Source organism: Bradyrhizobium sp. NAS80.1 (assembly GCF_001908205.1).
Lineage (GTDB): Bacteria > Pseudomonadota > Alphaproteobacteria > Rhizobiales > Xanthobacteraceae > Bradyrhizobium.
The window spans coordinates 50,005-64,420 of record NZ_LGHL01000026.1; the positions used below are offsets into that span (position 1 = coordinate 50,005).

The following is a 14,416-nucleotide window of genomic DNA, read 5'->3' on the forward strand; positions in this document are numbered from 1 at the left end:
CGTGCCGCACCGCGTCCGGGACACGAGCCTTAGTTTGCAGCTCGATTTAGTCTTCGTACTCCGTAGGATGGGTAGAGCGCAGCGAAACCCATCGACAGCATACCGTGAAACGTGATGGGTTTCGCAAGTGCTCTACCCATCCTACGGCCTAGGCATGGCCCTTAGGATCCGATCGACGATGCCTGACGTCTTCAGGCACCGTCGTGGTCATCAGCAGTCTATTTTTCGGTCTTGTAGGACTGGTTCTTTGCGATCGTCACCCAGCGGCCGTTCTTGATCTGGCCGATGGTCGCCGCGGAGACGCCGAGATGGTTGTCCTTGGAGAAGGACACCGGCGCGCCGCCGAAGATGTCTTCGAAGACCTTGCCCGACTCCATCGCGGCGATCAGCGATTCCGTGGTCAGGTTCTTGCCGGCAAGGCCGGCGTAGAACGCAAACGCCATGGCGCCGTCATATCCCGAGGTCGACTGCAAATTGGGATCGACGCCGAACATCTTGCGATAGGCTTCAATGAATTCCTTCACCTTGCCCGTCGCGGTGTCCGGATAGAAAATCTCGGTCTGGCCGACGCCATAGATGCCTTCGGCCGCATCCTTGCCGAGCTCGTGCAGGTCAGGCACGTAGCTCGGTGACGATACCACGAAGGTCGGCGCCCAGCCGAGCTTCTTGGCAGCCGTGACGATGCCGACGGACTCACGGACAACGGACCCCAGCGCCACAAGATCGCAGCCATCGGCCTTCATGCGCGCGACCTGCGAGTTGAAGTCGGTCGCACCGCGCTTGAACGACACGCGCGTGGCCTCCGGCATCTTCAGGTCCTTGAGCTGGTCGGAATAGGCGTCGGTAAAGTTCTTCCCCATCTCGTCGTCCTGATAGACGATGCAGGGCTTCTTGATGCCGTTGTGCTCGATCACGTATTTGATGCCGAGGCGCATCGTGTCGTAGTACGGGCTGAAGATGTTGAACTTCAGCCTGTCCTCGGGCTTGGCCGGATCCATCTTGAAGGTGAACTCGGCAGCCGTGATCGGGAACAGGTGCGTCAGGCCGGCGCCCTGCACCAGCGGCATCGGAGCCAGCGTGGTCGCGGAGCCCATCGCCGATACGATCGAGAAGGCCTTGTCGAGCTCGATCAGCTTTTGCGTCTGCAGCACGGCCTTCTTCGGATCGTAGCTGTCGTCCTCCAGAATCAGCTTGATCTTGCGGCCGTTGATGCCGCCGGCGGCGTTGATCTGCTCGACCGCGAGCTTCATGCCTGACGAGGCGGGAACGCCCCACGACTTGATCGGCCCGGAGAGGTCCATGTGCGTGCCGATCACGATCTCCGTGTCGGTGACGCCTTGCGTCTTGAACTGTGCGAGCGCGGGCTGCGCCGCCAGTCCCGTGAGCGCGACGATCGCGGCTGACAAAAGAAAACGTGACGTCATGACAGGTAATCCTCCCTGAGGCTCTGGTTATGCGCTCTCTGAAATGGCGCTTTCTTCAAAGGAACGGTTTTCGGGATGCAGCAGCCGGCGCCGCAGCACGAGCATGGCGCTAATTTCAGGATCACCGGGACCGAGCGAGCGCTCGATCAGGATGAAGTCGTCGATCCTTACGGGCGCACGCGTGTTGGTCTCCGCAATCACCCGGCCGATCAGTGCGCGGATGTCCTGCGAGCGGCAAAGGCTGAGGAAGTGCGTGAACGGGATGCTGTTGTCCTGCGCAAACTTGATCACGGGATCGGGGTCCATCAGGACCGCGGCAATCACCTGCCCCCGGGCGTCGCGATGCAGGAAGGCATCGGCGACGTAGGGCGATTTCACGAGATCGGCTTCGCTCTTAAGCGATCCGGCGCCGCCGTCACGGTCGAGCAGATCCGCGACACGGCCGGCGGGATGCGCCTCTCCGGCTGCGTCGGCATGGACGACATCGCCGCTATGCCACCAGCCGTCTCGAATTGCGTTCGAAGTCTCGCCGGCATAACCGACGAACAGCGTATCAGACCGCAGCCGGATTTCGCCGGACGCAAGCGTCTCCAGCTTCACGCCATCGAGCGCTCTGAACGCGCCGCGGTGGGCGGCGAGAGTCACGGCCCCGCCGGACTCGGCATGACCATAGGCATCGGTGAGCGGCCGCCGGATCGCCGCGAACCAGGCCCCGACATCGGAGCGCGCCGGCGCTCCGGTGGTGATGCACAGGCGCGCCCGCGACAGACCGATGCGGTTGCGGACCGGCGCCAGTATCAGGGCATCCAGAAGCGGATTCGGCCCGTCGTCTCCGGGCTTCAAGGCCATCCCGATCATGCGGCGCTGAAAGGCGGTCGCCTCAGCTGCGGCGAGTTCGACGCCGGACTTCAGCTTCGCCCACAGGCGCGGCGGCGCCTGCACGACGGTCGGCTGCAACTCCCTGAGATCGCTGAGCGCGGTCTCGCGGCTTTCAGGGAAATTGAGGATGCACCCCGCCAGCAGCGAGGCGTAAACGCCGACCACCCGCTCCATCACATGATGCAGCGGCGTCAACGACAGGCGCTCGTCGTTCGGGCTCAATTGAAGCTCGCGGGCGGTGCGCGCGGCCTGCCGGCCGAGCGCGGCTTGCGTGAGCAAGGCGCCGCGCGCCGGCGCCGTGACGCCCGACGTCATCACGATCGCGGCGATCGCAGCGTCGGCAGGTGCAGCAAGAGGCTCGGCGCCTGCGCCACGGGCCTGCAGCTCCGCCAGGGTCATCACGTGATCCACGCGCGCGCCGTCGTCCCATTGCTCGTGCATGACGACGATCAGCCGCAACTTCGGGCAGCGATCGCGGATGCCGAGCGCCCGATGCAGATGCGCATCGCCGGCGACGAAGAGAACGGTGACCTCGAAGAGATTGACCAGACGCGCCAGCTCGTCGCCATCGGCATCGGCGTCGAGACCGGTCGAGACCCCGCCGGCAGCCATGATGCCGAGATCGGCGAGCACCCAATCCGCGCAGGTGTCGCCGCAGATGGCCGCGACGTCCTTGTCCTGCAGGCCGACGGCGCGCAAGCCGCGCGCGATCGCAGCGATGCGTGTCGCGGTCTCCGTTCCGCTGAGCGGCTGCCAGAGCCCGTAGCGCTTCGAGCGCATCACCGTCGCGCCACCATGCGCCGCGAGGGCGGCGGTAAGACGTGCCGAGAGTGCCTCGGTTTCAGCGCCGCCCGCCATGACCACCTTCACTGTGCATACCAAGATAGAATTCCCGGACCTGATCGGACTGCAGCAGGTTTGCGCAGGTATCGTGCATCACCACGCGGCCGACCTCGAGCACATAGCCGTAGTGCGCCGTCTCCAGCGCCATCTTCGCGTTCTGCTCGACCAGCAGGATCGAGACGCCCTCCTCCGCGTTGAGGCGGCGGATGATCGTAAAGATCTCCTTCACCAGGAGCGGCGAGAGCCCGAGGGACGGCTCGTCGAGCAGCAGCACCTTCGGACGGCTCATCAGGGCCCGGCTGATCGCCAGCATCTGCTGCTGGCCGCCGGAGAGCTGGCCTGCGATCTGGTTCTGCCGTTCGCGCAGCACCGGAAAATAGTCGAACACCTTTTCCAGATCGCTGGCGACGGCCTTGCTGTCGTTGCGGATGTAGGCGCCCATCCGCAGATTGTCGCGGACGGAGAGAAACGGAAACACCTCGCGCCCTTCCGGTACATGGCTGATGCCGAGCCGAACGACCTTGTCGGGCTCCATCGAGCGGATTTTCCGTCCCTCGAACTCGACAGTGCCCTTCACTGGATCGAGCACACCGGAAATGGTCTTGAGAATGCTGGTCTTGCCGGCACCGTTGGCGCCGAGCACGGTGACGATCTGCCCCTGCATCAGGTCGAGGCTGATGCCGCGGATCGCGGTGATCGGGCCGTAGGTGCTCTCGACATTGGCGAGACGGAGGATCGGTTGCGCGCCCATCGTCATGCCCCGAGATAGGCTGCGATGACGTCGGGATGGCCCTGAACCTCGGCGGCAGTTCCGAGCGCCATCATCTTCCCGTAGTTCAGCGCAAGCACGCGGTCGGAGACGCGGCTGACCAGCGACATGTCGTGCTCGACCATCAGGACCGTGACACGCAGACGACGGTTGATCTCCAGGATCCACTCCGCCATCGCATTGGTTTCGTCGACGTTGAGGCCGGACGAGGGTTCATCGAGCAGCAGCAGCGTCGGTCCGACGCAAAGCGCGCGCGCGACCTCGATCACCTTGCGGACACCGTAGGGAAGATTGCCGATCGTGGTGTCGCGGTATCTTTGCAGCCGCAGCACGTCCATGACCTCCTCGGCCGCGCGCCGATGCGCGACCTCCTCCTCGCGGACCTTCTTGGTGCGCAGGATGTCCTGCCAGGCGCGCGTGGTCGAATGCCGGTGGCGGCCGACCAGAAGGTTCTGCAGGGTGGACGCGCTCTCGAACAATTCGATGTTCTGGAACGTGCGCGCGATGCCGCGCCCGGCAATCTGCTGGGCCGAGAGCCGCGTGACGTCCTCGTCGCGGAAGATGATCTGGCCCGCGCTCGGCGTGTAGAGCCGGCTGATGAGATTGAATAGCGTGGTCTTGCCCGCACCGTTCGGCCCGATGATGGTGAAGACCTCGCCCTCGTTGATGCCGAACGAGACATTGTCCACGGCCGTAAGGCCGCCGAACTTCACCGTCAGGTTCTTGACGTCGAAGAAGGTCATCGTCGCTCGGATTTCAGGAACATGCGGGGTGGACGGGCGCTGCGTTGGCGCGCCAGCGGGAACTGCTTGGAATAGGCTTTCACGCGCTGCCAGCGGCCGTCGAGGCCCAGCGGCTCATAAATGATGAAGACGATGATGATAATGCCGAAGATCAGCGACTTCAGGCCCGGCGCGTTGACCACGCGCGACACACCGGCCTGAACGGCCTGGGTCACGGTATCAGGCAGGTACAGGCCGTGCGTCACCACGTCGGCCCACAGCGGCAGCTTGTCCTTGAGGATGATGAGCAGCGGATCGGCCATGATCATGAAGATTGCGCCGAACACGGCGCCCCTCAGGCTCACAAGTCCGCCGATGATGATGATCATGACGAAATCGATCGAGACCGACAGGCTGAACATCTCGGGCGAGATAAACGACATCTTGTGCGCATAGAGCGAACCCGCGATTCCGGTAATGCCTGCGGACAGCGCGAAGGCGGTGGTCTTGTAGCGGGCGGTGTCGATGCCCATGCTGCGCGCGGCGGTCTCGGAGTTCCGGATCGCCATGAAGGAGCGCCCGGTCGAGGACCGGATGATGTTGATGGCGGCGAGCACCACCAGCACGGTGACGAGCAGGCAGAGGTAATAGAAGCCTTCCGTGCCGAGCTTCAACCCGAACAAGGACGGCGGCGGAAGCATCAGGCCTTCGTTGCCATTGGTGACACTCTCCCACCGCGCGATGATCTCCTCGACGATGAAGGCAAAAGCGAGCGTCGCGATGGCGAGATAGATCCCGTGCAGGCGCAGCGCCGGCAGGCCGACGAGGTAGCCGGCGATCCCGGTGAAGACACCGGCGAGCGGGAGATAGAGCACCAGCGGAAGACCATGCTTCTGGGCAACGGCGGTGAAATAGGCGCCGATCGCGAGGAATGCGGCGTGACCGATCGAGACCTGTCCGGCCTGGCCGGACAGGATGTTCAGCGCCACGCCGACGATGGCGTAGATCATGATGAAGACCAGCTGGCTCAGATAATAGGATTCCAGCAGGTAAGGCGCGGCGATCAGGCCCGCGATCAGGACGGCGTACCAGAAGACTGCAGCCTTTGACGGAAACAGCGGATCGCTATCGCCGTAATCGGTGCGGACATGATGGGCCATGCCTTACACCTTCTTGACGGCGTTGAGGCCAAACAGGCCCTGTGGCTTCCACAGCAGCACCGCGAGCAGGACGACATAGGCCGCGACGTCCTTGAAACCTTCCGGCAGATAGAAGCCGGACAGCGACTCGACGATGCCGATCGTGATGCCGCCGGCCACCGCGCCGGGGATCGAGCCGAAGCCGCCGAGGACGGCCGCCGGAAACGCCTTGATGCCGAGAAAGCCGAGATTGGCGTGGATCAGCGTGATCGGCGCCAGCAGGATCCCGGCGGCGCACGCGACCATGGCGGAGAGGCTCCAGATCAGCGAGAACATCCGCTTGACCGGAATGCCCATGTAGTAGGCCGCGAGCATGTTCTGCGAGGTTGCCTGCATCGCAATGCCGACCCGCGTAAAGCGGAAGAACGCGTAGAGCGCCGCGCAAAGCAGTATCGTCGCGACGATGATCGAGAGCGCGTCCCATGCAATAACCAGCGCGCCGATCTTGAACACGCCGTCGGTGAAGGGGGTCTCGATCCGTAAGTCGTCGGTGCCCCAGATGATGCCGACGAGCGCGCGAATGACGAGCCCGAGGCCGATCGTCGCCATCACGATCGAGAATTGCGGATAGCCGAGGATGGGGCGGAGCACGAGCCGCTCCATGATCGCGCCGAGGATCGCCATTGCGATCACGCACAACAGGAACGATAGCCAGTAGTTCAGCCCGAGCGTCGTGATGAAGGTGACCGACATGAAGGCGCCGAGCATCATGATCTCGCCCTGCGCAAAGTTCACCACCTCGGTCGCCTTGTAGATCAAGACGAACCCGAGAGCGATCAGCCCATAGACGCACCCGAGGGCGACGCCGCTAATCAATTGCTGCGTGAAGTCCAGCATTTCCGTCCCAGCGGCGCGCTGCGCCTGATGTTTTTTTGGATAAGAGAGTGGTCGATGGTGTTAGTCAAGCAGCTAATTAATTCGACGCTGCGACCATCGAATGAGACGTAAGACCGCGCTCAATCGTCTCGTCTAGCGCCTTGCCACAAGACTTGCGGACAGCGGCTGCTCGCGTGCGACTGCTGCGAACTTCGAGCTTCGCTATCAGTACCGGCCTCCAACACAAACAACTATGGGTGGTTGGCCTCGCTTCGCCGCAGCGCGATCGCGCTGTCTCAGTCGTAATGCGTATCGGGAGATTCCGGGCGGCACATCGTGGCGCGGTTTCTTGCTCGCCCATCGCTGTCAGATGCGTCATGACTCGGAAAGAAATTCGCACCTGGGACGCCCAGACCCAGGTCGAACATTGGATAGATGCAATCGGCGAGTCAGAAGAACCGTACGGCAGTCCTGGGAGTCCAAGATGCTGCATTGGTCAACATTGCTGTCCACTGTCACTCGGCAACCACAACCATCGACAAATTCGAGTCATCCCACGTCGTGCCACGATTGCGGCAAAATTTCCTAAGACAAAATTCCCAGAGAGTTATGCCAGTTGTACAAGCTTTGATTGAGCGACCCGCCTACGAGCTTGGATTGAGGGAAGCGGTTTTTTTTGACGCAGCGCCGTCTAGAACGATTAAGGTGTGGCGCCGCTTAGGGCATTTGCACTTTCGAACCAATTGGCGTGCCCAACTTGTCACCGTGTCATCTTGGCTGACTCCCGGAGCAGTCCGCTACCGGGACCTTCCAAACTCAGGGAGGAAAATCGATGAAGGTCCTTATCGCGACGCTGGTGCTGCTTGTTTCAAGCCCGGTCGCCGCTCAAGAGTGCAAATCGTGCTCCGAGGCTGACGCCTGCATACAGACGTACGCTAAGGCAGTGTCGACAGCCCAAAGGGCCACGAAAGTGGCAATCCGGGATTGGCAGCAAAATCTGGATAAAAAGGCTTCTGCGGAGTTTTCCAGCAGAGGCATGGCCGCACTACAAAGCGTTCTGGATTCGCAGGTTCGCTCGGAGCTAGAGAAGCTGCAGGCGTGCCTGGCTAAAATCAAGTAACGGGCGAAGCCTCGGCTGCGCAGAACTAAACAGAACTAAAGAGTGCACCTTCTGCTCTCGTTCAAAGTCGGCCTTGGGGTAACAGCGGTCAATGACCGAAGCTGACGCAATGTCAGTTGCGGGGGCCATGAACAGACATTGGTCATAACGCCAGTTCGTCGAGCAAAGCTTTGGCCTGCTTCACGTCCAACGTGTCGAAGCCCTCGGTGAACCGGCCGTAGACAGGGACCAGAAGATCTCTGGCCGTTTCCCGCTTGCCCTGGTCGCGCCACAGCCGAGCCAAGTCCATGGCCGCGCGCAGCTCCCACGTTCTTGCTCCCTGCCGCTGGGCGATGCCCAGGGCACGGCGGAGCCGCCCTTCGCGTTCGGATGCCGGCGCGTTCAGCGCACAAAGAGCAGTGGCGTGCAGCCGGTGGATCTCGGCCAGCATGAAGCCTTCGTCGAAGCGCTCAGCGTGCTCCTGCGCCGCCGCGAGATGCTCAAGAGCCGTCTCCGGTCTGCCGGCCAGCACGCCGGCCTCGGCAAGCACCCAGTTGCTCATGACCGTGAACAGAACTGCCCCTGTGTCACGCAGGCGGCGCTGCGCCACTTGGAGCAGCGCCAAACCTTCTTCTCTCTCGCCGAGCCTGCCCAGCGCCCAGCCGAGCCATAGCTCTGCGAAACCTCGCCACTGTGGCAAGTTATGCTCCCCGGCGACCTCGACCGCTTCCGCCGCAGCCCGCTTTGTTGAGGGAGCGTCGCCCCTCAGCTTGTGGACTAAGGCCAAGATACCCAACGCCCAGGAGATGGGATGGGGATTACCGCTGGCACGAGCCCGGGCGAGCCCCTCACCAATCATGCGCAGTGCCGTGTCCCGGGAGCCCATCAGGCTGCTGACCCATCCCCCGCCAAGGCGGCAGAGAATGCTCGGGTTCTCACCGTAGGCAGCAAAGTCGGTCGCTGCCACGCCATCGGCGTGGATCGCGCCTCGCGCCAAAAGTGGATTGGCCTCAACCAGTTCGCCGGCAAAAAGAAGAGAGAAGCCAAGTGCCCGGCAGGCAATCGCGGTCTGCACCGGATCGTCACTCCGTTCGGCGAAGGAGAGCAGATCACGGGCGAGCGAGATCGTCCTCGGCATCGGATGGCGTAACATATGAGAATTCCAGGCCAGGCGGCGCACGGCAAATTGCCCCGCCCAGCCGGGAAGGTGCTGTCCCAGTTCCTTGGCACGCGACGCACAAAGCTCCACCGCCTGCGCCCCGTAACCATGGACCGCAATGATAGGCACCGCCTGGGCCAGCCGCAGGTCAGCTTCCAGCCGATCCCTCTCCTCGCCCGGTGCCAGCATCCCAAGCTGCTCAAGCGCCCGCTCAAAATGGCCGATGGCCTCGCGGTTGGCATAGCGTGCAATGCTCTGCTCGCCCGCCCGCCGCCAATGCCCAACGGCCGGTCCGGCCTGGCCCGCCCAGGTGCAGTGCCAGGCCAGAAGCTCGGGCTCGCGCTCTGCCGCCTCCGGACGCAGCCGTCCGATCGCCTCCGCGATCTGCCCATGCAGTTGCTGGCGAGAGTTGCGCAGAAGCGTGCCGTAAGCCGCGTCCCGCACCAGCGCATGCTTGAAGGTATAGACAGCGTCGAGCGGAGTGCCGCGTCGGACAACAAGCTCGGAGGCCACCAGGTGAGCGAGAGCGTCTTGTAGTTCGTCCTCGGGGAGACGAGAGACGGCGTGCAGCAATGTGTAGGGAAACTCGCGTCCGATCGCCGAACCGATTTGCGCCACCAGCCGCGCCGACCCCAAGCGATCGAGTCGCGCAAGCAGCGACGCGTGGAGCGTCGTCGGGATTGCCAGCGGCGGCAGCGCGCGATCAAGAACATAACGATCGCTATCTTCGCGCAGCAGGCCGCTCTCGAGCAATGTGCTGATCAGCTCCTCGATAAACAGCGGCACGCCGTCGGCGCGGGCAAGCACCTGCTCGACGACCGTCTCGGGCAGCGTCCTGCCTTTGGTGACGCCATCGATGATGCCGGCGCTATCGCGACGGCCAAGCCGGCTCAACGGCAGCATCGTCACGTGCGGCTCGCCGATCGAGGCCGGCTGAAACTCCGGCCGGAACGTTACGACCAGCATGACCGGCAGATTGGCGATCCGAGCGACCATTCGATCGAGCAGGTCCAGTGATGTCGGATCAATCCAGTGAACGTCCTCGAACACGATCAGGATGGGCTTTTCCGCCGCCGCGCGATCGAGCTGGTCGAGAAGCGCTGCAAGCGTCATCTCCCGCTTCTGCTGCGGGCTTGCCGTCGCGGGCGGGTAGCGCTCGTCGGCCGGCACCCCCAACAGCTCGGCGATGAGCGCCACGTCTCGGGAAAAGTTCGTCGCGATCGGCTTGAGCAAAGCCTCCAGCTTGTCGAGCTTCGCACTGGCGCTGCTGCCTGGCTCGAAGCTGGCCGCTCGCTCCAGCCGCGTCATGATCGGGTAAAGCGGGCTGTGCGTATGGTGGGGCGAGCAGAAATAACGGATCACCTGGGGGTCGCCCTCGAGCTTCATCAACAGGCTCTCGGCAATACGCGACTTGCCGATCCCAGGCTCGCCGGAGAGCAGCACGACCTGGCCTTCGCCCGCCTTGGCCTGGTCCCAGCGCAGCATCAGCCGTTCCATCTCCTCCCAGCGGCCAACAAGCGAGGACAGCACGCCAGCGCGCCGCGCCTCGAACCGGCTGATGCCGGGTGTCTCACCACGCACCTGCCAGGCCTCTACCGATGGCGGCAGTCTCTTGCGCTCGTTCGCACCCAGCGCATGGAAGTCGAACATCCGCCCCACGAGCCGGCGCGTGCTGGCGGCAATGACGACGCCGCCCGGCGCCGCGACGGCCTGCAGCTGCGCTGCCAGGTTTGGCGCTTCACCGACCGCAATATGCTGCCGGGTGCCCGCGGTCGCCGCCTGCTCGCCGACGACCACCAGGCCGCTGGCAATGCCAGCGCTTGCTTGAAGGGGCACGTCGCCCTTCAGCGCGCCGACGGCGTCCATAAGGGCGAGGCCCGCGCGCACGGCTCGTTCGGCGTCATGCTCATGAGCTGTGGGATAGCCGAAATAGACGAGCACGCCGTCGATCAGATATTGGGCGACAAATCCGTCAAATCGCGCAGCGACATCGGCGACGGCTTTGCGGAACGCACCGATCCGGTTGCGCAAATCTTCCGGATCAGGGCTTGCAGCGTCGGGCGAGCCGACGATCGTGCAGGCCATGATCGTGAGCTGCCGCCGCTCGGGGTCGGCCGAGCCGGCCGGCAGGACCGATGACGACTCATCGGCCCGGGCCGCGGGCCTTCCAGTGTTCAACGCATCCTTCGTACTGCCATTGCTGTCGAGCCCGCGCTCGGCGGCCTCCTTGACAGGCGGCTGGGCGCTGCGCAGCTCGGCCACAAGCGACCTGGTCACCGCATCGGGCGCCGCACTCAGCTCCTGTTTGAGCAGCGTAACGAGGGCTTGGTAGTGCTTGAGAGCCTCGGCCTTGCGCCCCTCTGCGGCGAGAGCACGAACGATCAGCCGATGCGCATCCTCACGTATGTTGTTGAGCGCGACGGCGCGCTGGCCAGCCCTCAGGGCGTGCTCGGCGCGGCCAGCTGCCAACTCCTGCTCGCCGAGCCCCACCATGGCGCCAAGGGCAAGCTGCAGCAACCTCTCGCGCTCGGCGGTCAGCCATTCGCACCAGCCCTCCTCGCTGACCGCAACATCGTCGACGAGGGGCCCCCTGTAGAGGTCCGCTGCCGCGCTCAACGCATCCCGGCTGCCCTCACGGATCAGGGCCTCGAACCGGCCAACATCGCAATGAACCACCGCCCCGTTCAGTGATACGAGCTCGCCGTCGCTCGCAAGAGCGTCCTCGCCGAGCAATTTGCGCAACCGGAAAAGCGCCTGGCGCAGGTTCTGCTTGGCCTGCGTATCGAAATGGGAGCCCCACAGCAGGCTTGCCAGCCTGTCGCGTGGCTGCGGCCGGGGGGCGGTGCAGGCCAGATAGGCCAGCAGTCCAGCAAGCTTCTTGCTTGGCAGGTCGACAAGGCCCTCCGGCCCGGTCAGCTCCAAACGCCCCAGCAGCGAAATACAAAATCTTGGGGACGTCGCTTCGGCCATCAATACCCCACCGGGATCTCCAGGTAGCACCCTCCCGGCGCCACATCTTACACTTTTCACGGCGCTCCAAAGAAAAATAACGCCTCTGTAACGCTCGGACGGCGCGGGTGATGACGGCGGCAGCCTAATTCACATCGTGCAAGCAAATGCCGGGGCGCGCTCCTCTTGAGGTAAGCCCGGCGCACGTCGGAGGCCAAAATGGGTACCGAGCTCGTCGGTTATCTCGCATCAGGCTTGGTCCTGAGCACTTTTCTCGCGACCGACATGCGTCTTCTGCGACTTGTTGCCATTCTGAGCAACGTCGCCTTTCTTGCCTATGGTGTGCTCGCCGGAGCAGATCCCGTCATTTGTCTTCATGCGCTCCTGCTGCCTCTGAACATTTTCCGTCTGTGGCAGCTCACCTCTACAACTGCCGGCACAGGTTCCGCAGTCCGCTCGCCAATACGCATGGCGAATCCGGCCGCTCACCAGGTCGAGGCGCAGGCCTTCCAAGATGGCAGACGCGTCCGACTGCCCGCGCATGCTCCCTGCACGCAAGGGGCGGCGGCGCAATCAGGCGCGGCACGTCGAGATCAAGAAACAAGCTGTAGCCGTCTAGCGAAAAGGAGACTCGCCCATGGGAGATCACCGCAACTTCCTGTTTCGTCTGCTGGCTGCGTTGGAAGAGCGTCGTCAGCAACAGGCCGAGATAGTGATCAAGCGCTATGCGCGCTTGATCAACAGAGCCGCCGATCGCAATGCGCGGCGTGCCGATAGTCCGCAGCCCGCGACGAAAAATCTCGCGCAAACCTTCAGATGACTCAGCGGGCGATCGCGCGCCACCTCGAGACTTCCGAAGCGCAAGCGGAGTCCAGGCGATGGCGTCCCGGATTCTTCATCGTTCTGTTATGCGCTGTGTTGATAGCGCTCGCGGCCTTCGCGCAACCGCCGGCGAAAGTATTGATCCGGCCTACCAGCTCATTGCCGGCGGTTAACGTTCCCTAATCATGGCGAATTCCGTTTGACCGGTTTGTTGGCGCGTGAGAAGCGGACATCACGCACGCACGAGGGCACACGCCGATCTCTTCGCCGATCGGTGCCAGGATAGTATCGTGCCGGTGTTTTGCCCGACGTGTCAATGTCGTCGAGGCACGGAATGTCGTCGGCCGCGCAGTTCGAAAATCCCTTGTCGATCAAGCTCACTTCTACTTTGCATGGGGTTGTTTTCGACTTTTCTTCTCCCTCTCCCCGTTCTTACGGGGAGAGGGTCGGGGTGAGGGGCCGCTTCCACACGGTGGCAGACGGATTCGCGGAGAATCCCCCTCACCCGGAATCCGCGCTATGCGCGAATTCCGGCCTCTCCCCGCAAGCGGGGAGAGGCGAAGACGACGCTCACTCCGCCTGCACGATCTCCGCGATCGCGGCACCCGCCGCGATCGTGCCGAGCTTGCCGCCGACGTCACGTGTCGCCCTGCCCTCGCTGATCGCCTTCGCCACCGCCGCTTCGATCGCACGCGCGGCCTCCTCGTAGCGGACGGCGCCGCTCTTCTCGCCGTGCCAGGCCAGCAGCAGCGCGGTCGACAGGATCAGCGACACCGGATTGGCGACGTCCTGCCCCGCGATGTCCGGCGCCGAACCATGCGCCGCCTGCGCCATGGCATAGCGATCACCGACATTGAGGGAGCCGCCGAGACCGAGGCTCCCTGATAGTTCGGCTGTCAGATCGGAGAGAATATCGCCGAACATGTTGGTGGCAACGATGACGTCGAAACGGCCAGGGTTGCGCACCACATGCGCCATCATGGCATCGACGAGGATGTCGTCGACCTCGAGGCCAGGATAGCCCTTGGCCGCCTCGCGACAGATGTCCAGAAACATCCCGTCGCCGATCTTCAGCACATTGGCCTTGTGCACGAAGGTGAGGTGTTTACGGCGCTTCATCGCAAGCCGGCAGGCGGCGCGCGCGATGCGCTCGCAGCACAGGCGCGTGATCCGGCGCAGCGAGATCACGACGTCGGGCGTGACCAGGAGCTCGCCATTACCCTGCTCCATGTTGCGGTCGGCGTAAAATCCTTCCGTGTTCTCGCGCACCACCACGAGATCGAAATCTCCGAGCCGGCCGGGCCGCCTCGCATAAGTGCGCGCAGGCCTGACATTGGCGTAGAGGTCGAGGCTCTTGCGGAAGTGCCGCGACGGATTGATCTCGCCATGCGCCTCGTCCTTGAAGTCGAAGGTCGCGGTCGGCCCCAGGATCACGCCATCGGCGGCACGGACGATATCGAGCAGCTCGGGGCGCACCGTCGTGCCGAACTGCTTGAGGCTCGCATGCCCGACCGCGTGCTCCTCCAGGCGCAGATTGAGCTGGAAGCGTTCCGAAGCCGCGCGCAGCACGCCCGTTGCGGCGGTCGTGATCTCCGGCCCGATGCCGTCCCCCGGCAGAACGACGATTTGCATGACGATCCCCTGAAATTGCAGCAGCCAGCGCGATCATACGCTAGCGCCCGGCGTCATCGCCCGACCTTCGCGCATACAATGCATGCGTGCAGATGCCTGTGGA

11 protein-coding genes are annotated in these 14,416 nt (G+C 63.6%); 2 read left to right on the forward strand and 9 right to left on the reverse strand.

Annotation, left to right across the window (positions count from 1 at the left end; translation table 11 throughout):
- Nucleotides 1-218: 218 nt before the first annotated feature.
- From AC629_RS06715 to AC629_RS06740, 6 genes are read right to left on the reverse strand one after another with little or no spacing between them, the layout of a single operon-like run.
- Nucleotides 219-1,424, reverse strand: a complete 1,206-nt coding sequence (locus AC629_RS06715) for an ABC transporter substrate-binding protein (protein ID WP_074117609.1) — start codon at nucleotides 1,422-1,424, stop codon at nucleotides 219-221.
- A 27-nt stretch (nucleotides 1,425-1,451) separates the two neighbouring features.
- Entirely contained in the window at nucleotides 1,452-3,161 is a 1,710-nt protein-coding gene (locus tag AC629_RS06720; protein ID WP_084803949.1) for an AMP-binding protein, read from the reverse strand.
- Entirely contained in the window at nucleotides 3,145-3,897 is a 753-nt protein-coding gene (locus AC629_RS06725) for an ABC transporter ATP-binding protein (RefSeq protein WP_084803950.1), read from the reverse strand. Before AC629_RS06725 ends, AC629_RS06720 begins: the two co-directional genes overlap by 17 nt.
- Before the next feature lie 2 nt (nucleotides 3,898-3,899).
- Nucleotides 3,900-4,658: an ABC transporter ATP-binding protein gene (locus tag AC629_RS06730; protein WP_084803951.1), complete on the reverse strand. Its 759-nt coding sequence runs from the start codon at nucleotides 4,656-4,658 to the stop codon at nucleotides 3,900-3,902.
- Nucleotides 4,655-5,797, reverse strand: coding sequence for a branched-chain amino acid ABC transporter permease (locus AC629_RS06735; RefSeq protein WP_084803952.1), 1,143 nt, complete (start codon nucleotides 5,795-5,797; stop codon nucleotides 4,655-4,657). Before AC629_RS06735 ends, AC629_RS06730 begins: the two co-directional genes overlap by 4 nt.
- Nucleotides 5,798-5,800: 3 nt before the next feature.
- The gene (locus AC629_RS06740) at nucleotides 5,801-6,673 is read right to left on the reverse strand and encodes a branched-chain amino acid ABC transporter permease (RefSeq protein WP_074117004.1); all 873 of its coding nucleotides are present in this window, start codon (nucleotides 6,671-6,673) and stop codon (nucleotides 5,801-5,803) included.
- Between the two features lie 811 nt (nucleotides 6,674-7,484).
- Here AC629_RS06740 and AC629_RS06745 point away from each other — a divergent pair.
- Nucleotides 7,485-7,772: a hypothetical protein gene (locus AC629_RS06745; RefSeq protein ID WP_084803953.1), complete on the forward strand. Its 288-nt coding sequence runs from the start codon at nucleotides 7,485-7,487 to the stop codon at nucleotides 7,770-7,772.
- A gap of 142 nt (nucleotides 7,773-7,914) precedes the next feature.
- Here the strand turns inward: AC629_RS06745 and AC629_RS06750 are convergent, their stop codons facing one another.
- Nucleotides 7,915-11,880, reverse strand: coding sequence for an AfsR/SARP family transcriptional regulator (locus AC629_RS06750; RefSeq protein ID WP_084803954.1), 3,966 nt, complete (start codon nucleotides 11,878-11,880; stop codon nucleotides 7,915-7,917).
- 228 nt (nucleotides 11,881-12,108) lie between these two features.
- Complete coding sequence (locus AC629_RS49750) at nucleotides 12,109-12,237, reverse strand: hypothetical protein (RefSeq protein WP_283845785.1); 129 nt, start codon at nucleotides 12,235-12,237, stop codon at nucleotides 12,109-12,111.
- Nucleotides 12,238-12,496: 259 nt separating this feature from the next.
- Between AC629_RS49750 and AC629_RS46560 the strand changes: the two genes are divergently transcribed.
- Nucleotides 12,497-12,679, forward strand: coding sequence for a hypothetical protein (locus tag AC629_RS46560; protein WP_168195411.1), 183 nt, complete (start codon nucleotides 12,497-12,499; stop codon nucleotides 12,677-12,679).
- A gap of 572 nt (nucleotides 12,680-13,251) precedes the next feature.
- Here AC629_RS46560 and AC629_RS06765 read toward each other — a convergent pair.
- The gene (locus tag AC629_RS06765; RefSeq protein ID WP_084803956.1) at nucleotides 13,252-14,313 is read right to left on the reverse strand and encodes an isocitrate/isopropylmalate dehydrogenase family protein; all 1,062 of its coding nucleotides are present in this window, start codon (nucleotides 14,311-14,313) and stop codon (nucleotides 13,252-13,254) included.
- Nucleotides 14,314-14,416: the final 103 nt, after the last annotated feature.

Coding starts and splice junctions, on each gene's coding strand:
- AC629_RS06725 (WP_084803950.1), bottom strand. CDS start 3,897: ATGGGCGCGCAACCGATCCTCCGTCTCGCCAATGTCGAGAGCACCTAC.
- AC629_RS06720 (WP_084803949.1), bottom strand. CDS start 3,161: ATGGCGGGCGGCGCTGAAACCGAGGCACTCTCGGCACGTCTTACCGCC.
- AC629_RS06750 (WP_084803954.1), bottom strand. CDS start 11,880: ATGGCCGAAGCGACGTCCCCAAGATTTTGTATTTCGCTGCTGGGGCGT.
- AC629_RS49750 (WP_283845785.1), bottom strand. CDS start 12,237: ATGAAGACAAATGACGGGATCTGCTCCGGCGAGCACACCATAGGCAAG.
- AC629_RS06740 (WP_074117004.1), bottom strand. CDS start 6,673: ATGCTGGACTTCACGCAGCAATTGATTAGCGGCGTCGCCCTCGGGTGC.
- AC629_RS06745 (WP_084803953.1), top strand. CDS start 7,485: ATGAAGGTCCTTATCGCGACGCTGGTGCTGCTTGTTTCAAGCCCGGTC.
- AC629_RS06735 (WP_084803952.1), bottom strand. CDS start 5,797: ATGGCCCATCATGTCCGCACCGATTACGGCGATAGCGATCCGCTGTTT.
- AC629_RS46560 (WP_168195411.1), top strand. CDS start 12,497: ATGGGAGATCACCGCAACTTCCTGTTTCGTCTGCTGGCTGCGTTGGAA.
- AC629_RS06765 (WP_084803956.1), bottom strand. CDS start 14,313: ATGCAAATCGTCGTTCTGCCGGGGGACGGCATCGGGCCGGAGATCACG.
- AC629_RS06715 (WP_074117609.1), bottom strand. CDS start 1,424: ATGACGTCACGTTTTCTTTTGTCAGCCGCGATCGTCGCGCTCACGGGA.
- AC629_RS06730 (WP_084803951.1), bottom strand. CDS start 4,658: ATGACCTTCTTCGACGTCAAGAACCTGACGGTGAAGTTCGGCGGCCTT.